This window comes from Listeria monocytogenes, assembly GCF_900187225.1.
Lineage (GTDB): Bacteria > Bacillota > Bacilli > Lactobacillales > Listeriaceae > Listeria > Listeria monocytogenes.
This window is the reverse complement of the sequence record NZ_LT906436.1, coordinates 288,275-300,306: the sequence shown is the minus strand read 5'-3', so window position 1 is coordinate 300,306 and position 12,032 is coordinate 288,275. Positions and strand designations below refer to the sequence as shown.

General features: G+C 36.4%; 13 protein-coding genes. 5 read left to right on the top strand and 8 right to left on the bottom strand.

Annotation, left to right across the window (positions count from 1 at the left end):
• Positions 1–58: 58 nt before the first annotated feature.
• The 6 genes from CKV70_RS01465 to nrdD form a co-directional block, all read right to left on the bottom strand.
• Positions 59–379: a hypothetical protein gene (locus CKV70_RS01465; RefSeq protein ID WP_014588998.1), complete on the bottom strand. Its 321-nt coding sequence runs from the start codon at positions 377–379 to the stop codon at positions 59–61.
• A gap of 10 nt (positions 380–389) precedes the next feature.
• Positions 390–779: a hypothetical protein gene (locus CKV70_RS01460; RefSeq protein ID WP_223168475.1), complete on the bottom strand. Its 390-nt coding sequence runs from the start codon at positions 777–779 to the stop codon at positions 390–392.
• Between the two features lie 182 nt (positions 780–961).
• Positions 962–1,744, bottom strand: coding sequence for a hypothetical protein (locus CKV70_RS01455; RefSeq protein ID WP_014600438.1), 783 nt, complete (start codon positions 1,742–1,744; stop codon positions 962–964).
• A 4-nt stretch (positions 1,745–1,748) separates the two neighbouring features.
• Complete coding sequence (locus CKV70_RS01450) at positions 1,749–2,411, bottom strand: ATP-binding cassette domain-containing protein (RefSeq protein ID WP_223168477.1); 663 nt, start codon at positions 2,409–2,411, stop codon at positions 1,749–1,751.
• Between the two features lie 252 nt (positions 2,412–2,663).
• Positions 2,664–3,215 carry an anaerobic ribonucleoside-triphosphate reductase activating protein gene (gene nrdG, locus CKV70_RS01445; RefSeq protein ID WP_003722900.1) on the bottom strand — a complete coding sequence of 184 codons (552 nt, stop codon included), beginning with the start codon at positions 3,213–3,215 and terminating at the stop codon, positions 2,664–2,666.
• A complete protein-coding gene (gene nrdD / locus CKV70_RS01440) occupies positions 3,208–5,358 on the bottom strand; it encodes an anaerobic ribonucleoside-triphosphate reductase (protein WP_012951153.1) in 2,151 nt (716 codons plus the stop codon). Before nrdD ends, nrdG begins: the two co-directional genes overlap by 8 nt.
• A gap of 290 nt (positions 5,359–5,648) precedes the next feature.
• Here nrdD and CKV70_RS01435 point away from each other — a divergent pair, with 290 nt between their 5' ends.
• Entirely contained in the window at positions 5,649–6,749 is a 1,101-nt protein-coding gene (locus CKV70_RS01435; RefSeq protein WP_003732853.1) for an ABC transporter ATP-binding protein, read from the top strand.
• Positions 6,750–6,787: 38 nt separating this feature from the next.
• Here the strand turns inward: CKV70_RS01435 and CKV70_RS01430 are convergent, their stop codons facing one another.
• Entirely contained in the window at positions 6,788–7,759 is a 972-nt protein-coding gene (locus CKV70_RS01430; protein ID WP_009924288.1) for a Gfo/Idh/MocA family protein, read from the bottom strand.
• A gap of 116 nt (positions 7,760–7,875) precedes the next feature.
• Between CKV70_RS01430 and CKV70_RS01425 the strand changes: the two genes are divergently transcribed.
• From CKV70_RS01425 to CKV70_RS01410, 3 genes are all read left to right on the top strand, one after another.
• The gene (locus CKV70_RS01425; protein WP_014600436.1) at positions 7,876–8,697 is read left to right on the top strand and encodes a Cof-type HAD-IIB family hydrolase; all 822 of its coding nucleotides are present in this window, start codon (positions 7,876–7,878) and stop codon (positions 8,695–8,697) included.
• Positions 8,698–8,713: 16 nt separating this feature from the next.
• The gene (locus CKV70_RS01420) at positions 8,714–9,556 is read left to right on the top strand and encodes a ComEC/Rec2 family competence protein (protein ID WP_003722895.1); all 843 of its coding nucleotides are present in this window, start codon (positions 8,714–8,716) and stop codon (positions 9,554–9,556) included.
• 258 nt (positions 9,557–9,814) lie between these two features.
• Positions 9,815–10,477 carry a cyclic nucleotide-binding domain-containing protein gene (locus CKV70_RS01410; protein WP_009924286.1) on the top strand — a complete coding sequence of 221 codons (663 nt, stop codon included), beginning with the start codon at positions 9,815–9,817 and terminating at the stop codon, positions 10,475–10,477.
• Between the two features lie 36 nt (positions 10,478–10,513).
• Here CKV70_RS01410 and CKV70_RS01405 read toward each other — a convergent pair whose 3' ends face one another.
• The gene (locus CKV70_RS01405) at positions 10,514–11,017 is read right to left on the bottom strand and encodes a GNAT family N-acetyltransferase (protein WP_014600435.1); all 504 of its coding nucleotides are present in this window, start codon (positions 11,015–11,017) and stop codon (positions 10,514–10,516) included.
• A gap of 135 nt (positions 11,018–11,152) precedes the next feature.
• Here CKV70_RS01405 and yidA point away from each other — a divergent pair, with 135 nt between their 5' ends.
• Positions 11,153–11,965, top strand: a complete 813-nt coding sequence (gene yidA, locus CKV70_RS01400; RefSeq protein ID WP_003729164.1) for a sugar-phosphatase — start codon at positions 11,153–11,155, stop codon at positions 11,963–11,965.
• Positions 11,966–12,032: the final 67 nt, after the last annotated feature.

The following is a 12,032-nucleotide window of genomic DNA, read 5'->3' as shown; positions in this document are numbered from 1 at the left end:
GACCGTGTTTATACTATAGTGCGCCCCAAAATCTAATTTTTGGAGCGCACTATATTTTTTATTTCTTTTTCAACCCAAAATTCGGCGGATAGTTTTTACTCGGATCAATATTATCCGCATTTTTATATCGTTCTTCAAGGTTGATATCCTTCCCCGTAATCCATGCATATAAATTACAAATAACAACAGGCAGCGCGCCTATAAATATATTAGGTAGCGCCATGGAAGCGACAAACACGCCAATTAGAGCGCCCCCACGCAGACCTTCATGCAACACACTTCCCCACAGATCGTTTAGCATCATGCCTACGACAATTCCTGCATATAGGTTCAGTATAAAGCCAACCGCAGGCGTAATGAAAAAACCTTTTATATTCATTTTATCCTTTTTAAAAACAAAATAAAAAGTGCATGATAATACCACCATAACACTCGTAGCTATGGAACAATATAAAAAATAAATAATTACTATCAAGTAAAGTAATCGAGGCAATCCATACAAAAAATATCGTTGAAATTGCTATTAGACAAGGTACTAAATGAAAATAAATACTATACTCTAACCCATATTTCCAAGGTTTTTTCGTACGGAAAATATACTCAATTCTTAACAACATCCATACGCAAATGCTAAGGAATGCAACGATTCTTATATCATTAATCAGCTCGACTGATTTCGGAATGGTGATTTTGTCCGGGTTCGGAACTAGATACGTTAATAGCGTGAAAATCATCGTCATAACAATCATTCCTAATACAAGCCGCTTAAACCCTTTCATCGGGAATAAAAATGTCCGCTGATTTTTTTCATTTGTAGTAAAATTTCCGTTGATAGTTAACACTTCCGTTCTGTGGTTTCGTGGTGTTTTGAAGGAATTTCTCGTTTTCATTATAATTCTTTATGGTGGTAATGTAAAATTGACTTTGGAGCATGTTTGACGAGTTTAGTTAATTGTTTATTTTAAAAAGTATCGAAACTACCAACTGATTTTTCTTTTTTCAAAGAATAATTAAAGAAAAGTAGGCCAACAATAAGCCAAATTGCGTTTATAAATAAATTTATACCTAATAGACTTAAATCCATTTCCCCTGAAACATACAGATTACTTGTAAAATCCACTCCAGAAGTAAATGGTATGATGTAAATGATTTTTGGAAGACCTACTATTAACGTATTGGAAAAAATAATTAAGGCTCCTGCAAACAAATTGACAAAATTACCCAGACTCTTCTCTTTAATCGCAAAGCCCCCAAATATTAAGCCCATCCCAAACATTCCAATAACAGATGGTAAAAGAATAATAACGGATAAAAAAATGAATGGAATTTGTAGTAAACTTACCTTGCCTATAAAAATGGAAATGCTGACCACCACCAAAAGAATTATAAGCGTCTCTAAGATACTAACTAAAAGTAATAAAAAAGACTGTACTGGATACGGTAATATACTTTGAACTTTAGGTTCTAGCAACCCTACCTTCGCATCTGTGCTAATCCAATTAGCGGTATTTGATAATGCCATGTCTGAAAATGCCCAAAACATATAACCAATTAATAAAAGAATAGGTCCTTCAGCTACAGAGGCATTATAAAACTTAGTTACTGCACTGCTATCATTTAGCATTAATATTGCAAGATATACTCCAGTAAACATGATTAATTCTGATACTAGGTTTTTCTTATACTTAAATAGAATAAGAATATTCGCTTTAAGTGTACCTATACAAGCATTAAGATAATCCATTGTACTAACACCCTTCCCAATAAATCTCACCATTTTTTTCAAAGATTATTCTCTCTATATGCGGTATATCCATAAATCTTTTATCGTGAGAAATTAGAATAATTTTTTTTCCATTCTCCAGCCTTAAACTTTCTAGAATTTCAATAAAAGAATAAAAGCTCTCTTCATCTAACCCATTTGTAGGTTCATCTAACAATAATAACTTACAATTTGAGCATAGCGCCGATAATATGAAAACTTTCTTTTTTTGACCTGTAGATAACTTCTCTGCAGGCATTTCTAAAATATCTGTACAATTTAATTTCTGGCAATACTCAGGGAGTTTTTCTAATACATGTTTTTTACTAGTACCTTTTAGTGAAGTTAAATATTCAATGTTTTGTCTACCATTTAGCTTATAAAACATACCACGCTCTGTATTTGATAAATAATAAGTATTCCTCTTTGTCCACTTTGAAAAATCAAGTTGATTTGAAAGTTGTAATGTCCCTTCATCAGGTAAAATAATTCCAGCTATCATTTTTGCTAAAGTTGATTTCCCAGAACCATTTGCACCCATCACTAAAGTTAATTTAGAATTGAAATTGATCATAATACTCAAATTATTTATTATAATTTTGTCCCCGTATTTCTTTTTTAGATTATGTATATTAACGCTAATATCCACCAAAATATTACTCTCCTCTCTAAAACTAAAGTAAGTTAACTTGTTTTTTCGGATTTTTCGCACTATTTAATTGAATTTGATTCCTATAATTATTTTTATTATACCATCGGAAGCATTCTCATTTTGTGATCGTTTTGTGAAACTATAAATTAAAAACTAATCAGATATCATTTTTTTCGTACAATTTTCCACTTTACTTCTTTACTGGAGTAGTTATTAATAAAAAAAGCCCTCCATCACAGAGGGCTTCTTTCACAACTCATACAAAACCACTTCACCAGCAGCAAGTGATTTCTGCACATCAATAATTCTTTGGTTGCTGGAACCGCGGAATGCTAGGTTGGGGTCGAATAGTTTTTGTTCGAAGCGGCCGTCTACTAGGACATCTATTAAGGATAGAAGTTCTAGTTTGTCGGCGGTTTCTTGCATCATTTCGTCCCAAGTGTAGCCTGTCCATGACCAGATATCTTTTGTTTCGCCGTATGTCGCACGGATTCGTTTTACGACAGATAGGCATGTGGCGGTGTTTAGAAATGGTTCTCCGCCAAGTAAAGTGAGGCCTTGGACGCTTTCATGGCCGATGTCTTTTAGGATATCGTCTTCTAGTTCTTTTGTGTAAGGTTTGCCGTATTTAAATGATTGCGCGGCTTTGTTGTAGCAGCCTTCGCAGTGGAAAGGGCATCCAGATACATATAAACTGCACCGAACGCCCTCTCCATCGACAAAATTGAATGCTTTATAGTCAGCGATATACCCTCTGGATAATTCATTCGACTTCCATTCACACGGTTTTGGATTATTCACCTAAGTTCTCCATATGTTTCACGCGATTGCTAATTTCTACGTGACGTCCATGAACCATTGGACGTTTCATTGGGTTGCCTAAATAGCCACACGTACGTTTTACAACATCTGCTTTTTCGGGGTCGGTGTTGCCACAGCTTGGGCATTTGAAGCCTTCTTCTGTAGGAACAAATTCACCTTCAAAATCACATTCGTAACATTTATCGATTGGTGTATTTGTACCAAGATAAGCTACGCGATCATAAGAGTAATCCCATACAGCCTCAAGTGCTTTCGTATTGTGAACCATTTTTGGATACTCACAATAATGAATGAATCCGCCAGAGCAAAATTCTGGATAATCTTTTTCAAAATCAATTTTTTCAAATGGGGTAATTTTTTTACGAACATCATAGTGGAAAGAGTTTTGGTAGTAGTCTTTATCTGTGATGTCTTTAATTACACCATATTTTTCTTTGTCTAAACGGTTAAAACGGTCAGTTAAGCTTTCACTTGGAGTCGAATATACGCTAAACCAGTAGCCATATTCATCTTTCCAATTGTCCGCATAGGCTTTTAATTCTTTCACAATATCAAGCGTGAAGTTTTTCGCTTCTTTGTCGCCTTCCCATTCACCGCCGTAAAATACAGTCGCTGCTTCATAAAGACCGATATAGCCGATAGAAATAGTAGAACGTTCTTTATTGAAAAGTTGATCGACATTTTCGCCATCTTGTAGTCGTTTGCCAAATGCTCCGTATTTATATAAAATTGGTGCATTTTCTGGGCGTGCTTGACGTACACGGTTTAAACGGAAAAGTAGCGCATCTTTAACTGTTTTCATACGTTCGTGGAAAATTTCCCAGAATCGCTCTTTGTCCCCACCACTTTGGATAGCGATACGTGGAATATTAAGCGTTACAACTCCAAGGTTGTTTCTTCCCGCGTTCACGTGTTCGCCGTTTTCGTTTTCCCAAGCTGGTAAGAATGAACGACAGCCCATTGGTACTTTGAAATCACCTGTTAAGCGAACGAGTGAATCGTAGTTGAGTACATCTGGATACATCCGTTTAGAAGAGCATTCCAACGCCAATTGTTTGATGTCATAGTTCGGATCTTCTGCATTTAAATTAGTTCCACGACGAATCGAAAATACTAATTTCGGGAAAATGGCCGTGTGTTTGTCTTTACCAACCCCGCCAATACGTACTTTTAGGATGGCTTTTTGAATTTCACGGGCAAACCAATCTTCACCAAGACCAAATCCTAGTGTTACGAACGGTGTTTGGCCGTTACTTGTATATAATGTGTTGATTTCGTATTCTAAGCTTTGCATCGCATCGTAAATATCTTTGCGTGTTTTCTCCGCTGCATAGCCCTCTTGTTTTTCTGGAACGACCCATTCAGTCGCATCTTTTTTGTGTTTTTCAAAGTTCAAACGCGCGTAAACGGATAAAACTTCATCAATGCGGTCAACCGAACAGCCGCCGTACTGCGAACTAGCCACGTTTGCAATTATTTGAGCAATTTGTGCTGTAGCTGTTTGGATAGATTTCGGGCTTTCTACGTTGGCATTACCAATCGTAAATCCTTTTGATAACATTCCTTCGATGTCGATTAAACAACAGTTGGTCATTGCATGGTATGGGCTGTAGTCTAAATCGTGAAAGTGAATTTCCCCTTTTAAATGAGCGTTAGATACGTGTTTTGGTAGCATGTATTTTAATGCGTAACTTTTGGCTACGGCTCCTGCTGTCAAATCGCGTTGCGTATTAAAGACAGTCGCGTCTTTGTTGGCATTTTCGTTTACTACTGTTTTGTCTTTTTGTAGTAGCTTTTCTACGCTTTTGTGCATATCTGTGATGTTTTCACGCTCATGGTCGCGATCATGGCGGTACTCTATGTAAGCCCTCGCTACATCAGGATACGTCGATTTCATTAAGGTATTTTCGACGCAATGCTGGATTTCATCGATGGTCATATCTGCCTTGTTAGGTAATTCACTTACAACCTCAAGCAAAATCTCTTCTAAGAAAGTCTCGTCCTCTAAATTAATTGCTTTCATAGATGCTTCAACGGCATTACGAATTTTAATTAAATCAAAGCTTGCTTTACGGCCGTCCCTTTTTATTACCATTTGTTCATTAAGTTGTTCCACGTACATGATAATCCCCCACTAACTATATATTGTGTCTGCCTTAATAATATAACACAAGATGAAGTTTTTTTGTAATGATATCTGAGGAATTTTCGGATTTGGGACTAAAGAATTAAGCGCTGTGAAAAATCTTTCACATAAAAGGTCTTTTGTCCCTTTACTTCTTTTTACTTTTTTGATACTTATGCAAGTTGCCCAACAGATGATTTTTTTCTTTGTGCAAATTGCCATAGTTTTTGTAAAGCGTTTTCATATACAATGAACACAAGTTAAAAAATAGAAAGAGGCGAAGAAAGTTGGCACAATTATCACTAGAACATATTTATAAAATTTATGATAACAAAGTAACTGCAGTTTCTGACTTTAATTTAGAAATCGATGACAAAGAATTCATCGTTTTTGTAGGACCATCTGGTTGTGGTAAATCTACAACTTTGCGTATGATTGCTGGACTAGAAGAAATTTCAAAAGGCGAACTATCTATTGATGGTAAAGTAATGAACAATGTTGCGCCAAAAGACCGTGACATCGCAATGGTATTCCAAAACTACGCATTATATCCACATATGACTGTATATGATAATATGGCATTCGGTTTAAAACTGCGTAAAATGCCTAAAGACGACATTAAAAAACGTGTGGAGCATGCAGCAAATATTCTTGGCTTAACTGAATACTTAAAACGTAAACCAAGTGCACTTTCCGGTGGTCAACGTCAACGTGTTGCTTTAGGTCGTGCAATCGTTCGTGACGCAAAAGTCTTCCTAATGGATGAACCACTTTCCAACTTGGATGCGAAATTACGTGTGCAAATGCGTGCGGAAATCACAAAACTTCACCAACAATTAGATACGACAATGATTTACGTTACCCATGACCAAACAGAAGCGATGACAATGGCAACTCGTATCGTTATCATGAAAGACGGTGTTATCCAACAAGTTGGTTCACCAAAACAAGTTTACGATCACCCAGTAAATATGTTCGTAGCCGGCTTTATTGGAAGCCCAGCAATGAACTTCTTCAAAGGTCGTTTAGAAGGTTCTAACTTTATCGGTGATGATTTCACTATTGAAGTTCCAGAAGGCAAATTAAAACTTCTTAAAGATAGAGGCTTCGATGGTAAAAATATCGTTTTCGGTATTCGTCCGGAAGATATTCATGATGAGCCAATCGTTATTGAAGCAAACCCTGGTTATACGTTCAAAGCAACGACAATTGTTGCGGAACTTACCGGTGCTGAATTTATGCTTCACAGCCGTGTTGGTACACATGAATTCGTAGCACGTGTTGATGCTCGCTCGGAACACCAACCAAACGAAGTACTGACTTTAGCATTCGAAATGTCTAAATCTCATTTCTTCGACCCAGAAACAGAAGATAATTTAACTGATTAATATTTGTAGAAAAACCCGCCAAGCTCGGCGGGTTTTTCTTATTTTTCAAAAGGAAATTTAATTCCCCACTGTGTTCTAACATCGCTCATAATCGCGATAACATCATTTGTTAACTGATAAGTCATGTTTTCTCCTGTCGCGATGCTCTCTTCCATGGCTGTAATTTCATATTCTAAAGCTTTACTTGTTTCGCCAACCTCAATTTCTTCTACTTTTCCAGTTGCCGTGTGTGTAACAGTTGCTCGGCTGGCACGCGGGTATTCATCTACAGTGATAAATCCTTCTTCACAAGCAATGACGCCTCGTTTTGGCATTTTAGCACGGAAAGATAGCGATACAACAGCTAGTTCCTCTTCGTTATTTTTGAGTAAAATTCCGGACTGTTCGTCCACACCTGTTTCGAATTTCTTCATCGTCGTTAATACTTCATCTGGCGTTTCACTTAAAAAATACCGAGCAAAACTAAGGGCATACGTGCCAATATCAAGTAATGCTCCACCCGCCAAATCCATATTATAAAAACGGTTTTTCGGATCTTTTTCTTTGGCACTTCCAAAAGCAACTTGAATAATTTTCAATTTACCAATTGCTCCAGATTCCACAATTTCTCGTAACTTTTTATAAAGCGGCATATGGAATATGGTCATTGCTTCTTTAACGATTAAGCCTTTCTCTTTGGCTAGCACATTGATTTCATTAAGTTCTTTGCTGCTTACAGTTATCGCTTTTTCAGCTAAAACGTGTTTGCCATTATGTAAACTTTTCATGATGAATTCGTAGTGGTTAGAATGTGGTGTAGCGATATAAACTACATCTATCGCCGGATCAGCAAGCATTTTGTCAAAGTCATCGTATACATTTTCTATTCCGTATTGACTTGCGAATGCTTGCCCTTTCTCTAAACTCCGTGCTCCTACCGCATAAATTTCGCGGTTCATTCCTCGCATACCTTCTGCAAATTCGTGTGCAATCGAACCTGGTCCAAGAATTGCCCAGTTTAAATTTCCCATCATGGAACTCCTCCAAAAAATTATTTTAGAACTCGATAAAAACTATTGTATCATATATAACTATTCCGATTCGCACATGGTATACTTAAGTTATTAACTAAAAAGGATGATTTTATTTGACTAAAAAGTATTTGATTTGTTCCGATATTGATGGCACACTACTGCGCCAAGATCAAACTGTCTCTAAAAAAACGCGTGATTTAATCCAAACCTTAGAAAAAGATGGCCATATTTTTTCTATTTCTACAGGACGGATGTATCGCTCTGCTCGTGAAGTTGGCTTCCAAGTAAGTAGTTCCGGTCATGTTATTGCCTCAAACGGATCCTACGCGGCTATTCGCGATGAACAACTGCTTAAAACTACTTTAGAAGAGAAGGCAATTCGCTCCACTTACGATATTATGAGCGACTTCGATTTACCACTTTTTTTCTTCTCTACCAATACACTTTTCTATACAAAAGAACCACCTGCTTTCTTCCAAAATCTTGCTGATAAAAGTCGCTTAGATACAGGACACAATAGTTTTTCGCTCGTTTCTATTAATGAAAAAGGTGTTTTTGATGAAAACATGCATCAATTTTTAAATGCTATTGTCGTTGCGGAAGAGGATGCCTCAAAACTAACCGAAGTTCGCGCTGCTCTAAATGAAGCGAATGGTATTAGAGTCCTTTCTTCACACCATAATAATTTAGAAATACTTCCAGCTAATTCTGATAAAAAAACAGCCGTTGAAGCGCTTGGAAAGCATTACAATATTCCACGCGAAAGAATTATTACTTTTGGTGATGGCGAAAATGATATCGGCATGCTACAATATGCTGGAACTGGTGTTGCGATGGCAAATGCAAGCGATAATGTCAAAGCAGCAGCAAATCATCTTACTGACACGAATGAAGCAGATGGGGTTTACAAATTTCTAAAAGAATTCATTTCATAAGAGAAGAGGAAAAGGGATGAAAAAAGGGATTTTAAACGTATTATTAGTTTTTGCTTTAATTGCGGGGCTTTCCGTACCAAGTTCTATGCAAGTTGAAGCTGCTGCACCAACTATAAAAGTGCATTTTATTGATGTTGGTCAAGGAGACGCCATTTATATCAAAGCACCTAGTGGAGAAGATATTTTAATTGATGCAGGTAACAAAGGTAAAGGGAAAACTGTTGTAAATTATTTAAAAAAATTAAAAGTAAAAGATATTGAGATAATGATTGCTTCTCATTCAGACGCAGATAACATTGGTGGATTACCAGAAGTCATGAATAATATCAAGGTAAAAAACCTTTATGCACCAAAATCCACAAACACAACGGCCGCTTACAAAAATTTTGTGAATACGGCGAAAAAGAAGAAACTAACCATTAAAACCGCAAAAGCAGGCGTAAAACTCCCTGTCAAAGGAGTAAATGCTCAGTTTGTTGGTCCTGTTAAAACTTACGGAAAAACAGATCGAAACAACTGGAGTGCTGTTCTCCACGTCGCATATAAGAAAAACACCTTCCTTTTCACAGGAGATGCGCAAACAAAAGCAGAAAACGATATGATTAAGGCAAAGAAAACCTTACGAGCTGACGTGCTAAAAGTAAGTACGCAAGGTTCCAAAGCTGCAACAAGCAAAGCATTCGTCAATGTTGTTAAACCAAAATACGCCATTATTAGCGTTGGTAAAAATGGATATGGGCACCCCACTTCACAAACCGTTAACACATTGAAAAAAGCAAAGGCGAAAGTTTATCGAACAGATCGTAATAAAACCGTCGTTGTAACAGGCAACGGCTCCTCTTATTCTATCGGAAAATAATTTATGATTATACGAAAAAGCCAATAATAAAGTCTCATCTTTATTATTGGCTTTTTCTAAATATGCGTATTGGTTAACCTTTTTGAGTTAGAAATAACTCAAATATGGCAAAAATATTGCGGTTACATTGGCTAAAAAAGGGTATTTTCATAAAAAAGAGATTCTCTCGTAGTCTATTTTTAGTACTTAGGTAAACTTTTACGATGATACAATGTATTTGTATTAGTACAACTGAATCTGAAGGAGACGAAGTAAAAAATGGCCTATCCATTTAATCACAAAGAGTTTGTTGCAATGATGGAACAATACAATTTAAAATCTAACAGCATCACAATACCGGAACATACCATTCTAAATGATTTAGTTACTGAAAATCGGGATTGTGTGTATTTACTTAAATCTGGTATATTAGCCGGATATATTGATTTCGACAATGATAAAATTTATTCTATTTTCACATCTAATTTTTTCATGGGATATTATACGATTTTCGATAATTCATCCCTTGTTTTAACGTATCAAACACTAACTGAGTGCGAATTGATTATCTACAAGAAGAAAGATATCGAATACTCGCTCTCTCTCTTCCCTGAAAACTTTAGCTTTCAATACACTATTATGAGAACTATCGCCAAACATGGTTACTACAAATCACTTTTACAATATCGCGATAAAAAAGATCAATTGGCTTTTGTATTTGAAATGCTTGTCAAAATCCTTGATATCCCAGTGGAAGACGGCGTCGCAGTACTACCTAAATCCATTAGTACGACGGTCATTAAAAACTACTGTACTCTGTCGAAAGCCTTCTTCTATTCTCAACTTAAAGAATTAAAAGAGGCCGGGATTATTTCAAAAGTAAAACTACAGTGGCGTATTAACATGGAAGCTCTTTTAGAAAAAAATAATAGCATAAACTAAGAAAAAGGATGCAGTCTTATGAGCTGCATCCTTTTTTTATTTAATCGCTAAAGTGAAAATACTAACTTCTTGTTCTTTACCACCATAGCTAGCTTGTTTGGTTTCTTCTTTCGTGTAGCCAAGGTATTCAAAGAATCCACGGCCTTTTTCATTCTCAGCTAAAACTCCTAAGGCTAATGAATCTGCCCCGCCGTCATTCGCCCACTCTTTGATCGTTTGATGAAGTACTTTCCCAAGGCCGTTATGACGAGCATCTGGCGTTAAAAGAAGTAACCCGATAAACCAGCGACCTTTTCTCGGATAGTCAGAAACAATATCTACTAAGCCGATTGGTTTTTCATTTTCATCCAGCACTGCTAGCACGAATTTATCGAATCGTGTTTTCCCGTCTGGAATTTCTGTGATAATTTTTAATGCATCACTTTTCGATGCAGGCTTATCTTGTTCGATTAAATAATAATCTTCGGATGCCGCGCAAACAGCTTCTGCAAGTTCAACATCTTTTTCATTTAAAAATTTCACATGATAATTACGTTTCATTATTTCACTCTTTTCTTTATCAAGTTTCCAAGTCAATCATGCCATAAATTCCTTGTTGTTTCAATAGTTAGCCGCAAATCTGTCTTAGTTTATGCTATACTAGAATGAGTTTATGATGGAAAAGGAGCTAGTATATTGTATAAATTAATCGCGATTGATATTGATGGAACCCTACTGACAGATGATCATAAGGTTACGGATGAAGTAAAAGAAGCCATTCGCCAAGCAAAACTAAAAGGCGTAAAAGTGGTTCTTTGTACTGGACGTCCGCTTGTTGGTGTAGAAAATTATTTAACTGAACTTGAACTACGTGAGGAAGGCGATTACGTTATTAGTTTTAACGGCGCATTTGTTCAAGATACATTTACAAAAGAAGTTATTTCTCACTTAACACTTGGCATTGACGATTTAAAAGAAATTTATCAAGTGAGTTTAGATAGCAATTTGCACATGCATTTCTTTGATGACAAAGCGCTTTATACGCCGAACCGAGAAATCGGCAAATACACGATTGTCGAAGCTTATCTTACTGGTAGCCAACTGATTTATAAAGAAATCGAAAACGTGCCGGAAGATTTTATTATGTCGAAAGCAATGTTTATTGAAGAAGCCCCTGAGCTAGAAGTTGGTATTGCGAAAATTCCGGAATCATTCCGCGAAAAATATCATTTAGTTCGTAGCACGCCTTTCTATTTGGAAATTCTAAATCGTGACGCTAGTAAAGGTAACGCGGTCAAAGAACTTTCCGAAAAACTTGGCATTAAGCAAAGCGAAGTTATCTGCATTGGCGACCAAGAAAATGACGTTACGATGCTTGAATTTGCTGGACTTGGTATTGCGATGGGCAATGCTCCGGAAAGAATTAAGCAATTAGCTGACTATACGACTGCATCGAACAATGATAGTGGTGTAGCAAAAGCAATTCAAAAATTTGTACTGGATAAATAAAACAAAAACGCAGATTCCTATTCGAATCTGCGTTTTTTAACTATCTTTTTAAAAGAATATACTTTAA

Excerpts from the sequence above, each read along its gene's own strand:
- CKV70_RS01405 (WP_014600435.1), bottom strand. The coding sequence starts at position 11,017 with ATGAAACGTAATTATCATGTGAAATTTTTAAATGAAAAAGATGTTGAA.
- CKV70_RS01455 (WP_014600438.1), bottom strand. The coding sequence starts at position 1,744 with ATGGATTATCTTAATGCTTGTATAGGTACACTTAAAGCGAATATTCTT.
- CKV70_RS01460 (WP_223168475.1), bottom strand. The coding sequence starts at position 779 with ATGAAAGGGTTTAAGCGGCTTGTATTAGGAATGATTGTTATGACGATG.
- nrdD (WP_012951153.1), bottom strand. The coding sequence starts at position 5,358 with ATGTACGTGGAACAACTTAATGAACAAATGGTAATAAAAAGGGACGGC.
- CKV70_RS01430 (WP_009924288.1), bottom strand. The coding sequence starts at position 7,759 with ATGGGAAATTTAAACTGGGCAATTCTTGGACCAGGTTCGATTGCACAC.
- CKV70_RS01465 (WP_014588998.1), bottom strand. The coding sequence starts at position 379 with ATGAATATAAAAGGTTTTTTCATTACGCCTGCGGTTGGCTTTATACTG.
- CKV70_RS01410 (WP_009924286.1), top strand. The coding sequence starts at position 9,815 with ATGGCCTATCCATTTAATCACAAAGAGTTTGTTGCAATGATGGAACAA.
- CKV70_RS01420 (WP_003722895.1), top strand. The coding sequence starts at position 8,714 with ATGAAAAAAGGGATTTTAAACGTATTATTAGTTTTTGCTTTAATTGCG.